This is a genomic window from Arthrobacter sp. P1_B4, assembly GCF_056406555.1.
The window spans coordinates 16,867-33,145 of sequence record NZ_JBFTZW010000022.1 but is presented as its reverse complement, the minus strand read 5'-3'; the positions used below and the strand labels follow the sequence as shown (position 1 = coordinate 33,145).

General features: G+C 65.7%; 10 protein-coding genes. 5 read left to right on the top strand and 5 right to left on the bottom strand.

What is annotated here, in order from left to right:
• Positions 1–98: 98 nt before the first annotated feature.
• Positions 99–851: an MIP/aquaporin family protein gene (locus tag AC1D1W_RS10360; RefSeq protein ID WP_028276452.1), complete on the top strand. Its 753-nt coding sequence runs from the start codon at positions 99–101 to the stop codon at positions 849–851.
• 54 nt (positions 852–905) lie between these two features.
• The gene (gene glpK / locus AC1D1W_RS10355; RefSeq protein ID WP_459384928.1) at positions 906–2,420 is read left to right on the top strand and encodes a glycerol kinase GlpK; all 1,515 of its coding nucleotides are present in this window, start codon (positions 906–908) and stop codon (positions 2,418–2,420) included.
• Positions 2,421–2,496: 76 nt separating this feature from the next.
• On the opposite strand, the gene AC1D1W_RS10350 is transcribed toward glpK, so the two are convergent.
• From AC1D1W_RS10350 to AC1D1W_RS10335, 4 genes are read right to left on the bottom strand one after another with little or no spacing between them, the layout of a single operon-like run.
• Positions 2,497–3,435, bottom strand: coding sequence for a hypothetical protein (locus AC1D1W_RS10350; protein WP_476943614.1), 939 nt, complete (start codon positions 3,433–3,435; stop codon positions 2,497–2,499).
• Positions 3,436–3,466: 31 nt separating this feature from the next.
• Positions 3,467–6,613, bottom strand: a complete 3,147-nt coding sequence (locus AC1D1W_RS10345; protein WP_476943613.1) for an efflux RND transporter permease subunit — start codon at positions 6,611–6,613, stop codon at positions 3,467–3,469.
• Position 6,614: 1 nt separating this feature from the next.
• Positions 6,615–7,073: a hypothetical protein gene (locus AC1D1W_RS10340; RefSeq protein WP_028276449.1), complete on the bottom strand. Its 459-nt coding sequence runs from the start codon at positions 7,071–7,073 to the stop codon at positions 6,615–6,617.
• On the bottom strand, positions 7,070–10,219 hold the full coding sequence (locus AC1D1W_RS10335) for an efflux RND transporter permease subunit (protein WP_476943612.1): 3,150 nt from the start codon (positions 10,217–10,219) through the stop codon (positions 7,070–7,072). Before AC1D1W_RS10335 ends, AC1D1W_RS10340 begins: the two co-directional genes overlap by 4 nt.
• Before the next feature lie 876 nt (positions 10,220–11,095).
• Between AC1D1W_RS10335 and leuS the strand changes: the two genes are divergently transcribed.
• From leuS to AC1D1W_RS10320, 3 genes are all read left to right on the top strand, one after another.
• Positions 11,096–13,627, top strand: a complete 2,532-nt coding sequence (gene leuS, locus AC1D1W_RS10330; RefSeq protein WP_476943611.1) for a leucine--tRNA ligase — start codon at positions 11,096–11,098, stop codon at positions 13,625–13,627.
• Positions 13,628–13,775: 148 nt separating this feature from the next.
• On the top strand, positions 13,776–14,852 hold the full coding sequence (locus tag AC1D1W_RS10325; protein ID WP_476943610.1) for a DegV family protein: 1,077 nt from the start codon (positions 13,776–13,778) through the stop codon (positions 14,850–14,852).
• 119 nt (positions 14,853–14,971) lie between these two features.
• The gene (locus AC1D1W_RS10320; RefSeq protein WP_476943619.1) at positions 14,972–15,151 is read left to right on the top strand and encodes a hypothetical protein; all 180 of its coding nucleotides are present in this window, start codon (positions 14,972–14,974) and stop codon (positions 15,149–15,151) included.
• Here AC1D1W_RS10320 and AC1D1W_RS10315 read toward each other — a convergent pair.
• A complete protein-coding gene (locus AC1D1W_RS10315; protein ID WP_476943609.1) occupies positions 15,135–15,773 on the bottom strand; it encodes a hypothetical protein in 639 nt (212 codons plus the stop codon). The two genes, AC1D1W_RS10320 and AC1D1W_RS10315, sit on opposite strands and share 17 nt — an antisense overlap.
• Positions 15,774–16,279 lie beyond the last annotated feature (506 nt).

Sequence of the window (16,279 nt, the reverse complement as noted above, 5' to 3'; positions counted from 1 at the left end):
GCGGCCGGCGCAGTGGCTGGCCGGCAGCACGAACATGCTGCCGGCCCCACGGCTTCCAAACTCGCGGACGCCGACAACAGAAAATAGAGGAGTCAAAGATGTCTCTTGGAATAGTTTTCCTATCCGAATTATTCGGTACCGCCATGCTGACCCTGCTGGGTTGCGGCGTGGTGGCCAACGTTGCGCTCAAAGGCACCAAGGGCAACAACGGCGGGTTCCTGATGGTGACCTGGGGATGGGGCATTGCCGTCTTCTCCGGTGTCTATGTTGCCGCCATCTCAGGTGCGCACCTGAACCCTGCCGTGACTTTTGGCCTGCTGGTCAACGGCAAGAAGTTGTACGCTCCCGGCGTTCCGGTCGACTTCGCCTCAACCCTGACCTACTTCGGTGGGGAACTGACCGGCGCCTTCCTCGGCGCCGTCGTGATGTGGCTGGCCCACAAGCAGCACTTTGATCTCGAGCAGGAGCCCGCCAGCCAGCTGGCCGTCTTCTCCACCGGCCCGGCGATCCGCTCCAACCAGTGGAACCTGATCACCGAGATCATCGGCACCTTTGTCCTCGTGTTCGTCATCCTGACCTTCGGCGGGACGCCATCCGGACTCGGCCCGCTGTCTGTGGCCCTGCTGGTCGTCGGCATCGGTGTTTCGCTCGGCGGCCCCACCGGCTACGCCATCAACCCCGCCCGTGACCTGGGCCCCCGCATCGCGCACGCATTGCTCCCCATCAAGGGCAAGGGCTCCAGCGACTGGAGCTACTCCTGGATCCCGGTCGTCGGTCCCCTCATCGGCGGCGCCCTGGGCGGCCTCGTGGCAGCTGTCGTGCCGATCATCATCCCCGTCATCCCTCACTAACCGCCCGTTCAACCGTCAGTACAACTGCCACGCCAAACAGACAAGGACGTCAATATGAACCAGTACGTAGTTGCAATCGACCAGGGCACCACGAGCACCCGAGCCATCGTGTTTGACCACAGCGGCAGCATCGTCTCCTCCGGCCAGATGGAGCATGAGCAGATCTTCCCCCAGCCCGGCTGGGTGGAGCACAACCCCGCTGAAATCTGGAACAACACCCGCGAAGTGATCGGCTCGGCCCTGTCCAAGGCGAACCTGACCCGGCACGACATCGCCGCCGTCGGCATCACCAACCAGCGCGAAACAGCGGTGGTGTGGGACAAGACCACCGGCGAGGCGATCTACAACGCCATCGTGTGGCAGGACACCCGTACCCAGCCGATCGTGGACGAACTCGCCAAGGACGGCGGCGTAGAACGCTTCAAGCAGAAGGTGGGCCTGCCGCTGGCGACCTACTTCTCGGGCACCAAGATCAAGTGGATCCTGGACAACGTCGAGGGCGCCCGGGCCAAGGCGGAGGCCGGCGACCTCGTCTTCGGCAACACCGACTGCTGGGTGCTCTGGAACCTGACCGGCGGGACCGACGGCGGAGTGCACGTCACCGACGTGACCAACGCCTCACGGACCATGTTCATGGACCTTGAGACGCTGTCGTGGGACCAGGAGATTCTGGACGCGTTCGGCGTCCCGGCCTCCATGATGCCGACCATCAAGTCCTCCTCCGAGGTCTACGGCACAGTCCACACCTCGCAGCTGCTGCGCGAGGTTCCTGTGGCCGGCATCCTGGGCGACCAACAGGCGGCCACGTTCGGGCAGGCGGCGTTCGATGCCGGGGAAGCCAAGAACACCTACGGCACGGGCTGTTTCCTGATCTTCAACACGGCCGAGGAGATTATCCATTCCAAGAACGGGCTGCTGACCACCGTCGGTTACAAGCTCGGCGACGCGGCGCCGCACTACGCGCTGGAGGGCTCCATTGCCGTCACCGGTTCCTTGATCCAGTGGTTGCGGGACAACCTCGGCATGATCGGCAGCGCCCCGGAGGTCGAGACCCTCGCGGCCTCGGTGGAGGACAACGGCGGCGTGTACATTGTGCCGGCGTTCTCCGGCCTCTTCGCGCCGTACTGGCGCTCGGACGCCCGTGGCGCCATTGTGGGCCTGACCCGCTTTGTTACCAAGGCCCATATCGCCCGCGCGGCGCTGGAGGCCACCGCCTTCCAGACCCGTGAGGTGCTGGACGCCGTCAACGCCGACTCCGGCGTGCCGCTGACGGAGCTGAAGGTCGACGGCGGCATGGTCGCCAACGACGCCCTGATGCAGTTCCAGGCGGACATCCTCGGCGTGCCGGTCATCCGTCCGAAGGTGGTCGAGACGACGGCTCTGGGAGCAGCCTACGCGGCCGGCCTGGCGGTCGGATTCTGGAAGGACCTGGGCGAGTGCTCGGCCAACTGGGCCGAGGACAAGCGGTGGGAGCCGCAAATGGACCAGGGCGAGCGGGAACGCCAGATGCGTCTCTGGAAGAAGGCCGTCACCAAGTCGATGGACTGGGTTGACGACGACGTGAAGTAGGCGCCCACAAAGGAGCCCCGGCCGGGAAGATCCCGGCCGGGGCTCCTTTGTCTATTGCACGGGAGCGGCAGGGCCGTTAGTGGTAGTGGTGGCCGTCGTAGCCACGTGCCACCTCAGCGCGCGGCGTCTTCGCGTAGACGTCCTTGCTGACCGTGTAGCCCCGGCGGTCGATCTGCAGTGCCTGCTCGTTGACGCTCTTCAGTTCGGAGCGGCTGAGCTTCTTGATCTTGACGAGATTCAGGAACTCCTGGTCCTCTCCGCCCACGGCCGTGACCTTGATCAGACCCGTGTGCTTGGAATAGAACTTTCGCTGGTGGCCGGCGCTTGGCGGGTCCAGCGGGTTGAACTCATCGATGACCAGCACATCGCTGTAGCAACCAGTGGCGACGCAGACGCGTTGGTCCTTCGCGAACACATCACCGCAGTCCAGGAAGTCCACGCTGGGTGCGTAGGCCTGGGGGTAGGCGGGGGTCTTCAGGCGCGGGTGGCTCTGCATGGCGATGCCCGCCTGGGCCTTGTCGATGCCGCTGATGAACGTACTTGGCGCGCCCACAAGCTTCCCGTTCTCGTACTCCTCCGGATATTCGCCGAAGAGCCACACGTCTCCCTTCCGTGTCTCGGCGAAGAAGGCAAGTTCCGATTCCGCGAGCTCACCGTCGGAGTAGTCCCGGTCCCAAATCGCGATGGTCTTCACCCCGTCGATCACCTTGGTCAGCCCCGTGACCGTGCTGACAACCTTGCGGGTGGTTGTCCCGTCCGGGGAGACTACTTTACCGGTGGTGGTGTACTGCATGCCGGGTTCGAGGGGGAACCACTTGTTGTCAATCTCCGGCCTGGACGGGAAGGCGCCGCGGTTGAATTTGATCGCCGAGCCGGGGCCGCACAGTTCCTGGGAACGGGCGACCGCCGGCGCGGTGACTGCCGTCGCCGCGGCCGCCGTCGCCGCCGTCAGCGACGCCACCACCAGCAAGACCGCGGAGCCGTAAGCGGTAAATCTCTTAGATAGTGGAGTCATCTGACTGGCCTCTCATTGTTGGTAGTTTTTGCTATACGGCTGATACAGGTTCCGGCTCGCGGGGCTGACGGTCATGACGTGCCGGACCCTTCTTGGCGAACCGCAAGTAGAGCGATGGAACGATGAACAGGTTGACCAGTGTCGATGTCACCAGTCCACCCAGGATCACCACGGCCATAGGGTGCTCGATCTCATGGCCGGGGCGGTTGCCCATCACCACCAGCGGGACCAGGGCGAGTGCGGTGGCGAGCGTGGTCATCAGGATTGGTGACAGGCGTTCGGCTGCGCCCCGCAGGACCAGGTCCCGGCCGAACGGCACGCCTTCGAACTGCTCCAGGTGCTGGCAGTGGTTGATGAGCAGGATGCCGTTGCGGGCGGCGATGCCCATCACTGTCAGGAACCCGACCAGCGACCCGAGGGACAGGATTCCGCCGCTCATGTGCGCGGCGATCACCCCGCCCACCAGTGCCACCGGCAGCGTCAGGATGCCCAGAACGGCAAGCCGCCAGCTCCGGAATGCCGCCTGGAGCAGGAGGAACACCACAACCAGGGCGCCCATCGCGAAGAGGAGAAGCCGCTGCGAGGCGGCCTGCCGCTCCGCGTATTCGCCCAGAATCTCGGCGCTGTATCCGGTGGGGAACTCCACGGACTTGAGATCGGATTCGAGTTTTTCGACGACTTTGGCCAGATCGCCTTCCTTGACGTTGGCGCTGACATCGAGGCGGCGGGACCCTTCCGAACGCTCAATGACGTTGGGAGTGGGCTTTACCGTGATCTTGGCGACATCGGCCACCCGGATCTTCTGCCCGCTGGGAGTGTCCAGCGGCAGGTTCTCGATGCTTGTGACGCTGGTCCGGATCGCCGGAGGACTCCAGACCTGGACGTCAAAGGCCTTGCCGTCCCGGTAGACGTCGCCGACCTCCTCGCCGGATACCAGGGTGGCTGCGGCACGGCGGACGTCACCGGGCTTCAGGCCGTAGCGGTTGGCGGCGTCCAGGTTCACCTCGACGTCCACCTGCGGAACGTTGACCTGGAGTGCGACTTTGGCTCCGATGGCACCCTCGATGCCGGCCAGGGCAGTCTTGACCTTGTCCGCCTGCTTCTTCAGCGTGTCCAGGTCATCGCCGTACACGCGGACCACGATCGAGTAGCCCGTACCGGTGAGCACCTCGCGGACACGTTCCTTGAGGTAGGTCTGGACGTCCCGGTGAATGCCGGGATACCCGTCCACGACCTGCTGGATGGAGGCCAGGGTCTTGTCGTAGTCGACCGAGGGGTCAACGCTGATCCAGTTCTCGCCAAAGTTGACTCCCACCACCTCATCGGCGGCGAAGGCCTGACCGATGTGGGACCCGCAGTTGTTGACGCCTGGAATGGTCATCAGCTCCTGGCAGGCCAGTTGGCTGACGCGCACTTCCTCGGCGTTGGAGGTGCCGGGTTGCGTGACCCAGTGCATGAGGAAGTCACGTTCCTTGAACGAGGGCAACAGTGACTGGCCCAGGAGCGGGGCCGCTATGATTCCGACGACGCCGAGTGCCGCCACCGCGAGGTAGCCCGGGAGCGGGCGTTTCACAATGGGACGCAGGGCGGCGCCGTACCAGCGCTTGAGGACCCGGACCACCGGCGGATCGCGGTCTTCGAGTTTGGCATTGCGCAGGAAGATGTACGCCATGGCCGGCGTGACCGTGAGGGCCACCAGCATGGACGCCATCACCGCCAGGGTGTAGGCGGTCGCCAGGGGCCGGAAGAAGGCGCCCGTCAGGCCGTCCAGGAAGAAGATCGGCACCGTGGCGGCAACGATAATCAGTGTGGCGTAGACGATGGGGCCGCGGACTTCCAGAGAGGCGTTGACGACCACGCGGGCGGTGCTTTCGGTCCCGCCGCTGGCGCGGTGGTGCCGGAGCCGCCTGACGATGTTCTCGACGTCGATGATGGCATCGTCCACCACGACCCCGACGGCAATCACCAGCCCCGCAAGCACCATCGTATTAATCGTGCCCCCGGTCCAGTACAGCACCAGGGCCGCTGCCATCAGCGACAACGGGATCGCCGTCACGCTCACCAGGGCTGTCCGCCATTGGAACAGGAAGACGCTCAGCACCAGGACCACCAGGAAGCAGCCCAGCAGCAGCGCGAGGCTCAGGTTGCCGAGCGATTCCTCGATGAACGAGGCGGGCCGGAACAGGGTGGTGTCGACTGCGATTCCGGTCAGGCCGGGCTGCAGTTCCTTGAGCGCTTCCTCGACCCCGCGGGTGACTTCGAGGGTGTTGCCCCACGGCAGCTTTTCGACGATCAGCATCAGTCCGGGGCCGCCATTGATGACCGCGTCACCGATCAGTTGCTGGTGGTCCTCCACGACGGTTGCCACGTCGGCGAGCTTCAGGGGAGGCAGTCCTTCGCGTTCCTCCAGTGGCACCTGGGCAAGGTCCGCCGGAGACGTGATGGGTTGTACGTGCCTGATGGACATGCTCTGGCTGGGTGTTTCCAGCGCCCCTCCGGTGCCGATCAAGGCACCGGGGGAGTACTTGAGCAGGCCGGCGTCCAAGGCGTCGGACGTGGAGTTCATGACGTTTTCCAGCGTCACGTTGTTGGCTGCCAGTTTGGTCGGATCAACCTGGACCTGGAGCATCTGGAGGCGTTCGCCCCAGATCGCCACGTTCGCCACGCCCGGCACCCGCAGCAGGTGTGCCCGGATGTTCCAGTAGGAAACCATGGACATTTCGATCAGGGAGCGGGTCTCGGAGGAGAGTCCGATCTTCATGACACGGCTGGTGGAGGACAGCGGCTGGAGCATCACCGGCGGCGCGGCCCAGGTCGGCAGGGTCGGTATGACCGTTGCCATCCGCTCCGACACCAGCTGCCGGGCGGTGAGCAGATCGGTCCCCGGCTTGAACTCCATCACGATGGCGGACAACTGCGACACAGACTTCGACCGCATCTGGTCCAGGCCGTCTATGCCGTTGAAGGCCTGCTCCATCGGAACCGTTACGAGTTCCTCGACTTCGGAGGCAGTGAGACCCAGACATGCCGTCTGGACCTCGACACGCGGCGGTGCAAACTCCGGGAAAACATCCACCGAAGCGCTGCTGAGTTGCGCGCCGCCCACGATCATGAGGGCGGCCGCCATCGCAATGATGATCGACCGGAACCTCAGGCTTGCAGCGACAATCCGGCGCATGTCAGTGCGCCGTATCGAATTCAGCGCCGAAGAGTTCAGCCGCGCCGACGGTCACGATTGCGGTGCCGACCGCGGGCCCGGCCGAGGCCGTGACCACTCCGTCCTCCACCTTGGCTACCGTGACCGGCTGCCGCTGGTAGACCCGCGGGGCCGGGTTGGTGTACACCCAGGTTTTTCCGCTCGCGTCGTAGAGCAGGGCTGAGTAGGGCACGACGACGTCCTTACCCTTTCCGGCCTTGACGGTGTCGGTCTTCAGGTCGAGGCGCTCGATTCCCTTCTCCGTCAACGTCAGTTTCGCGATGCCCGTTGCGGCATTCTTCTCCACCTTGGCGGGTTCGTTGGCCGAAACGGCGGCGGGGGCCGCCGCCGTCGTCTGGGCACATGCGGGCAACGCGAACAGAAGTGCTGCGCATACAGCGGCCGCCAGGGGCAGGCGCCGCGAGGGCTGTTGGCTGGTCATTTTGCTTCCACCTTTTCCTGCGTAACGGGCTGGACGGGAACTTCGGCCTCGTACACTTCGGCCCACTCTTCCGGGGCGGAACCGGGTCCGAACCAGAGTGCGAGCAGGGGGAGTACGAAGATCCCGATGAGAGTTGTCGTGATGAGTCCGCAGACGATGATCAGGGCCATCGGGCCCAGGAAGGACCCGCCGACGGCGCCGCCGAAGAGTCCCGGCGGGATCAGGATCGCCACCGTGATCAGGGCTGCCTTCAGAATGGGTGAGACCCGGTCCCGGGCCGCCATCATGATGACCTTGTCAGGGGATTCGTGCGGGGCGGCCCGCCACAGTTCATCCGTCCGGGCGGAGAGCAGCGCCGCGTTGCGGGCGGCAACGGCCAGCACCGCGGCAAAGGCCGTGAGCGCCAGCACACTGATGGCGCCTCCCGCGATCCAAGCTGCCACGGCGGCCCCGGCCAGCGCGGCCGGCAGGGACAGGAAGATGGCAAGCGCCAGCTTCCAGCTCCGCACCGCTGTCTGGAGAAGGAGCAGGATTCCCAGGAGGGCAGCCGCGCCGATCCACAGAACCATGGCGTCCCCGGCGAGCTGTTCACTGTACTTCATGGGGATTTCGGCGTGGTATTCCAGCGGGAACTGGATCTGCTCGATCGCCGCGTTGATGTCGCGCTGGATATCCGCGAGCGGACGTCCGCTGACCTCGGCCACCACGTCGATCCGGCGTGAGGTGTCATCGTGCAGGATCACGACTTCATTGGGAACGAGCCGGATGTCGGCGATTTGGCCCAGCTGGACCTGGCCGCCGCTGGGCGTGTCCAGCAGGAGCTCACGGATGCTGGTCAGGTCATCCCGGACGTCCACCGCGCCGCGCACCACCACTTCGAAGACCTTCTGCTGTTCGAAGAGGTTGCCGACGACGATGCCTTGCATCAGGGCGGCAGCGGCGCGGCGTGCGTCGCCGGGTTTGATACCGACCTTCTGCGCCGCTTCGAGGTTGACCTCGACTTCGACGATGGGCGTCATGGCGCTGGCGTTGATCGTCGGGTTCTTCACGCCGTCGACCTTTTCGATGGCCCGGCGGACCTCTTCAGCCTTCTCGCGCAGGACGGGCAAGTCTGTTCCGTAGACGCGGACGGCGAATCCGGGATCCATGCTGCTGCGCTCCTGGCCGATCTGCTGCTGGGAGTAGTTCACCACGTTGTGGGCGATGCCGGGGTAGCCCTGGACGACGTCACGGACCGCCTGCTCCGTTTCGCTGAAGTCGGCGTCCGGGGTGATGGACACCCAGAGTTCCGCGGAACTGTTCCCGACAACCTGGTCGGAGGAAATGGCGCGGCCGATGTGGCCGCCAACTCCCGAGACACCCGGCAGGGTCCGCAGTTCGTCGGACGCTTTGGACGCCACCCGACGCACCTCGTCGTTGGACGTGCCTGCCATCGAGTCCCACTGCACCAGGAGTGTCCGGTCCGGAATCGTCGGCACGACCGCCCGGTTCCCGACCAGCTGCGATGCCGCGGCGAGCCCCAGCAGTCCAACGACGGCGACAGCGACAATGCCGAGGGTGCGGCGGGAACGTGCCCCCTCGAGTGCCCTGTCGTAGGTGGACCTGGCCCGGACAACACCGGGCGAGTCCGCCCGCCGGGTTTTCTCACCGGGAAGCAGGAGGTACGCCAGGACCGGTGTCACGGACAAACCCACCAGCATTGACACGGCAAGCGCCAACGCCAGGGACCAGAAGAGGGGCTGGAAGAACGCACCGCCGACTCCCGTGACGAACAGCGTCGGTACGAGCGCGAGGGCCATGATGAGGGACCCGTGGAACAGCGGTGTGCGGACGCTGCGGACAAGCTGGACCATGCGGAACCTGATGGTGGCATCTGTCTCGGTCTCGGTGGTCCGCAACGGCCGGCGCCGCTGCGCCTGCACATCCTCCACAATGTCTCCGACAATCACAGACACGCCCAGCAAGATGCCGGCGAGGATCGAGATGTTCAGTGTGGAGTCGAGCAAGTAGAGCACCACTCCCGACGCCATGACGGTGGTGCTGATCGCCACGAGGGCGATCACGGCCACCCGCCAGGAACGGAACAGGGCCCAGAAGAGCAGGACGGCGATCAGGAGGCTCACGAGCAGCGCCAGGCCGAGTCCGTCCACGGCATCCTGCAGGAACGAGGCGGGCCGGAAGACGGATGTGTCCATCTGGATCCCGGAAAGCCCGGGCTGCATGTCGTTCAGCGCAGCCTCGAGGTCCTTGGTGACCTGCAGCGTGCTGGCTCCGGGGAACTTCTCCACGACCAGCAGGAGGCCCGCATCCTGGCCGACGACGGCATCGCCGATCAGCGGCTGGTGGTCCTCCTTCACCTGGGCAATGTCACCCAGGAGCATGGGAGATCCGGCGTCTTCGACACTGACCTTGGCCAGGTCCTCCGGCGTTCGGATGGGCAGCACGTGCTGGATGCCCAGGCGTTGGCTCGGCGACTCCACGAACCCGCCCGTGCCGGGGGTGGACGCCTCAAGGAAGCTCAGCGGCGACACCCAGACTGCGTTGCCGGTGGTCTTGATGACCTGTTCGAGCGTGATGCCCTTGTCACGCAGCTGCGTGGGGGTCACCTCTACCTGGAGCTGCTGCTCGCGCTGTCCCCAAATGGAAACGTTGGCGACCCCGGGAATGCCGATCAGCCGCGGCTTGATCTTCCACCGGGCCAGGACCGACATTTCGATCCCGGACAGCTCTTTGGAGCTCATCCGGACCATAAGGACGCGGCTGGTGGACGACAACGGCTGCATGATCAGCGGCGGCGCCGAGACGTTCGGCAGCGCGTGGGCCTGGGTCATGCGTTCGGCCACGAGCTGGCGCGCGCGCAGGAGGTCGGTGCCCGGCTCGAACACGAGCTCGATCGAGGACAGGCCGGGAACGGATTTGGACCGGATTTCATCGAGCCACGCCACCCCGTTAAGGAGGTCGGCTTCCATCGGAGCAGTGATGAGCTGTTCAACTTCGGCAGCTGAGAGGCCCAGGGCCTCGGTCTGGATCTCGACGTGGGCCGGGGCGAACTCGGGCATGCTGTCGATGGCGACGTGGGGGACATTCACTACCCCGAAGGCAATGAGTCCGGCCGCCACAGCGAGAACCAGGATGCGGAACTGCATACTGAAACGGGTGATCCAGCCGAACATGGCTAGCCCCGTTCCAGGGAGCCGGCGTCGCGGGTGCGGGCGGCGGCGGATTTCGGCAAGTGCACGGAAGAATTGCGCAAGTGATACATGACAGGCTCCTCAACCCGAGACCATTTGCGAATCCCCCCAAGAGATCCCATTTCTTGCTGATCTTTATCGAATAGTGTTCCCATTTGAATCGTTTGGCAAGATCAAAATTTTAGGCCTGCGTCCCGGCTTTTCACGGGTTTCTCCCAGCTTGGAGGCTCACAATGCGCTCTCCAAACAAACTTCGTGGAAGGGCCCGGGCGCCCGCGGCGGGCCACCCGGGTGTTTGTTGTCTTTCTACCTGTCTTCCGCGCCGAGCTACCCGAATTTCTGTCGTAGTTACGTGCCAGATACGTCGGGCAATTGGCAGTAAGTACCGCTATTCCATAGGTATGTCGTTTGTAACAATTGCGGACATAACAGCCCGCGCAGGGCGCCGGAGCGCGAGTCGACTGCGACTACCGGGCCGCGAGCGGCCCGTTGGTTCAGCGCGAACCAGCCCGAGGGGCTAAAGTGGTCCTATGCGCGCCGTGCTCCTGCTTAGCTAGCCGCCCGGCATCCCGGCGAGACCTCGATTCCGAAGAGTCCCCGGATTGCCGAGCGGCGGCCCCTCCATGTCGAGGGGCTTTTGTGTGTCCGGGGTACATTCCGGTCCGCAACGCACGAGGTAACAGCAGGAGTACCACGTACGGACAGTATGGAGTCAGGGCCGGGCAGCCGGCGGTGACAGTGCAGACTTGATGGTGAACAGGCCTGGCGGCAGGCAGGCCTGAAGGTAGACAGGCCTGGGTAACAGGCCGCACAGAACAGAAGAGGCCAGCAGTGAGCGTTCAGCCGGAAACACAGACCGGATCGCCAGCAGCCGCGGCGGAGGGGCCTGAGGAAGGTACCTACAGCTTCGCGGCAATGGAAGCCAAGTGGCCGCAGGTTTGGGAAGACCTGAAGGTCTTCACGCCGCTCGACGACGGCTCAAAGGAACGCCGCTACGTGCTGGACATGTTCCCGTATCCGTCCGGTGACCTTCACATGGGCCACGCCGAGGCGTTCGCGATGGGCGACGTTGTGGCGCGCTACCTGCGCCAGCAGGGCTACGACGTGCTGCACCCGATCGGCTGGGACTCCTTCGGCCTGCCCGCGGAAAACGCGGCGATCAAACGCAACGCGCACCCAAGTGAGTGGACGTACGCCAACATCGACACCCAGGCGGCGTCGTTCAAGCGCTACGCAATCTCCGCGGACTGGTCCCGCCGGCTGCACACCTCGGACCCGGAGTACTACCGCTGGACCCAGTGGCTGTTCACGCGGTTCTACGAGCGTGGACTGGCCTACCGCAAGAATTCGCCGGTCAACTGGTGCCCCAAGGACCAGACCGTGCTGGCCAACGAACAGGTGGTCAACGGCGCCTGCGAGCGGTGCGGCACTCCCGTGACCAAGAAGTCCCTGAACCAGTGGTACTTCAAGATCACCGACTACGCCGACCGGCTGCTCGATGACATGGACGAACTGCGCGGGCACTGGCCCGAACGCGTCCTCGCGATGCAGAAGAACTGGATCGGCCGTTCCGAGGGCGCCCACGTCAACTTCGTGATCGAAGCCGACGGCGGCAAAGCCGCCAAGGACGTCACAGTCTTCACGACGCGCCCGGACACCCTCTACGGCGCCACGTTCTTCGTCGTCGCCGCCGACGCGCCGCTCGCCGTCGAACTGGTCACCGACGAGCACGCCGCCGCCCTGGACGCCTACCGGGAGCAGGTCAAGGCGCTTTCCGAAATCGAGCGCCAGTCCACCGAGCGCGAAAAGACCGGCGTCTTCACCGGGCGCTACGCGACCAACCCGCTCAACGGCGAAAAGCTGCCCGTCTGGGCCGCCGACTATGTCCTGGCCGACTATGGCACAGGCGCCATCATGGCCGTCCCGGCCCATGACCAGCGCGACCTCGACTTCGCCAAGACCTTTGACCTGCCCGTCCGGGCAGTCCTGGACACGGGCGAGGAAGACCCCGCTGCCACGGGCATCGCCACCACCGGCGAGGGGACCCTGATCAACTCCGGCGGCCTCGACGGGCTGCCGAAGGCCGAGGCCATCCCGGCGGCCATCGAAATCCTGCGCGAGTTGGGCACGGGCGAGAAGTTCGTGAACTTCCGGCTGCGTGACTGGCTGCTCAGCCGGCAGCGGTTCTGGGGCACACCGATCCCCATCATCCACTGCCCGGCCTGCGGGGAGGTCCCGGTCCCGGACGATCAGCTGCCCGTGACCCTGCCGGCGGACCTGCGCGGCGAGGACCTGTCCCCGAAGGGCACGTCACCGCTCGCCGCGGTCGAAAGCTGGGTCAATGTCGAGTGCCCCAATTGCCAGGGCCCGGCCAAGCGGGACACGGACACGATGGACACCTTCGTGGATTCCTCCTGGTACTTCCTGCGCTTCGTCTCTCCGCAGTACACCGGCGGTCCGTTCGATCCGGAGAAGATCAACGACTGGATGCCGGTTGGTCAGTACGTGGGCGGCGTGGAGCACGCCATCCTGCACCTGCTCTATGCGCGGTTCTTCACCAAGGTCATCCACGACCTCGGCATGATTGAGGCGGACGAGCCGTTCAGCGCACTGCTGAACCAGGGGCAGGTGCTCAACGGCGGCAAGGCCATGAGCAAGTCCCTGGGCAACGGCGTCGACCTCGGCGAGCAGTTGGACAAGTTCGGCGTGGACGCCGTCCGCCTGACCATGATCTTCGCCTCCCCGCCGGAGGACGACGTCGACTGGGCGGACGTATCGCCGGCGGGCTCCGCGAAGTTCCTGGCCCGGGCCTGGCGCCTCGGCCAGGACGTCACAAGCGCACCCGGCGTCGATGCCGCCACCGGAGACCGTGCGCTGCGCACCGTCACCCACCGCACGATCGCCGATGCGCAGGCCCTGTTGGACAACAACAAGTTCAACGTGGTTGTGGCGAAGCTGATGGAACTGGTCAACGCCACCCGCAAGACCATAGATGCGGCCAGCGGTGCCGGCGGTGCGGACCCAGCAGTCCGCGAGGCCGTGGAGGCCGTAGCCGTCATTTTGAGCCTGTTTGCGCCGTATACCGCCGAGGATCTGTGGAACGTCCTGGGGCACCCTGCATCGGTCGCCAACGCAGGCTGGCCCACGCACGACGACGCACTGCTCGTGGAGGACACGGTCACTGCCGTCGTCCAGGTGCAGGGCAAGGTGCGGGACCGGCTGGAGGTTTCCCCGGACATCTCCGAGGAGGACCTGCGCGAACTGGCGCTGGCATCGGATAATGTCCAGCGCGCCCTCGACGGCCGTGGCCTTCGCACGGTGATCGTGCGGGCGCCTAAACTGGTCAACATCGTCCCGGCCTAGCCGGACGAACCAGCCTGCACTGGCCGCCGGCTGATCCCGGCGCCCAGTGCAGACAACCAGTGCAGACAACCGGTGCAGACAATGGGACGGGCACAAGTGCCCCCGCCGGAGAAGTAAGTCCACGCGTCCCCACAGCAGGAGGTCCTCCGTGCCACACCGCGAGCCGTCAGGCTGGCCATGGCTGCGCGAGCGGCTTGTTCGCCTGCGGCAGGGTTCCCGGGACAGCATCCCCGAAGCGGCTCCCGCCGCCGTCGTGCAGGTTGCGGTGGTCACGGACTCTGCCGCCGCGCTGCCCGCGGACTGGGTCCGGGCTTTCGCTGCCGACGGCCGGCTCACCGTGGTCCCAATGCCCGTGATGGTCGGCGCCGAAATCTACGGCGAGGGTGAGGACGACATTGCGGAGACCATCGCCGTTGCCCTGGCCAGCGGCAAACCCGTCAAGACTTCGCGTCCGTCACCGGGGCAGTTTGAACACGCCTACCGGGAGGCCAGCGAGCGTGGCTTCCAGTCCGTGGTCTCCATTCACATCTCCGCGGGGCTGTCCGGGACAGCCGACGCCGCCCGCCTGGCAGCCCAACGGGTCGGCATACCCGTAGAGGTCCTCGACTCCCGGACGGTCGGAATGGCCCAGGGGATGGGCGTGCAGGGCGCGGTGGTCGCGGCCGCCGACGGCAGGAGCGCGGCCGACGTCTTGGCCTTCGCGCAGGACCGGCTGGACCGCACCAAAGTGTACTTCTATGTCCCGACCCTGGAACAGTTGCGCCGGGGCGGCCGGATCGGGGCGGCGGCCTCGCTCTGGGGGACCATGTTCTCCATCAAACCCATCCTGGCGGTGGAAGACGGCCGGATCATCCCGCTGGAAAAAGTCCGGTCAGCGGCGAAGGCCATCGCACGCCTGGAAGAAATCGTGGCCGCGGACGCCTCCGGCCGCCCTGCCGGTCAGGCGCGGCTGGCTGTGCACCACTTTGGCAACCAGGCCGAGGCTGAAGACCTTTCCCGGCGCCTGGCCGTGGCATTGCCGGCATGTCCGCCGGCCCAGATCAGCGCTCTCCCGGCAGTCCTGGCGGCCCACGCCGGGCTCGGTGTGCTCGCCGTGATCGTGGGGGAGGGCAGCACACCCGCAGCAGCGAAACCCGATGCCTTCGCCGGGGACGTCGCCAGCCCGGACGGCGGGGAAGCGCGCCCTGGCAGGGCGGCGGCCGAAGCGGCGGAAGCCGGCGACTAGCGCGGCGGGTCCATGTGCTCTATCTGCGCGGGCGCTGGACTCTGGCCGTGAACGGGCGGCGGCGGTAAAGTCACTCCACCGAACCCAGAGAACCAGCGAACCCGGAGGCCGCCATGGCAATGCAGGTGCACCACGTAGCCCAGTTAGACCGCGACGTTGCCGAAGAGGTGACCAAGTGGCTGAAATACCTCAAAGGCCAAGTGACCAGCGTTCAATTCCTCACCACCACGGTCCCGGATCCCAAGGCCGCGGATAAATGGCGCGTGCAGTACGAGGCATACATCACCTATCAGAAGTGAACCCCCGACTGTAGCTGCGTTTCAGGGGGTAGGCACGGGCGTTGTCCGTCCGGGTGTGGGCGATGCTGTACGCGCGGGTGTGGCTGGTTCCGTTGGCGTTGTCTCTGGCGTTGTCTCTGGCAAGGTGGTTGGTGGGGCGGTGGTTGGCGGGACGGACGGCTCGGACGTCGGCGGGGCGGGCGTTTCCGGGACCGTCGGTGGGGCGGCCGGCTCGGACGTTGGCGGGGCGGGCGTTTCCGGGACCGTCGGTGGGGCGGCCGGCTCGGACGTTGGCGGGGCGGGTGTTTCCGGGACCGTCGGCACGGTGACTGGCGCGGACGGCTCGGACGATGGCGCGGCCGGCGTTTCCGGGACCGTCGGCACGGTGACTTGCGCGGACGTTGGCGAGGCGGGCGTTTCCGGGACCGTCGGCACGGTGACTGGCGCGGACGTTGGCACGGTGGTCGGTATGACGGTTGGCGTCGTGGGCGCGGGTGGCGACGCTGACGTTGGTGGGGTGGTTGGCGTTAGGGAGGCCGGCGGGGCCGTTGGAGGCGGAGTCGTTGGCGGCGGCGTTGGCCCGGGGTCTGGCTGATTCGGCCCGATAGTGTAGCTGGGCTGCTGGCCTGAGCCGTTGACCCACAGGGCGGCCTGCACCCTGCGGGCACTTCCGGGCTCCAGCCACCAGAGCACCTGCACGTTGCAGTGGTAGACAATCGTGACATTGGCGACGGCGCCCTGCGGCGGAACTGCGTGGATCGAGGTGGCGGCCGTTTGGGTGGTCCAGATGAAATTCTGGTCGGCAGTCATTCCCGCCGTGCCGTCGACCGAAACATGCGCTATGCCGTACAGACCGTACTGGGGGCAGAAACTGCTTTCCAGAGAAAACTTGACCACCTGGGTTGAGGTGGCTTGCGTTGTGTCTGCCACGACCGGCGGGGCTGGCAGCATGGTGCCGCCAAGCGCCAGCACCGCCGCGGGCCCAAACAACCACTTCATTGCACACCAGCTTTCGACGCCTGATATTTACATCCAGGCGATCAGGGTTGCCCCCAGCCGGCAAAGTCTTCTCGATTGGATGCAGACGTTACCACCGGGTCCGGGCGGGCACCAGCGTAGGGAATACTTGCCTGATGCCGCGGATCTACG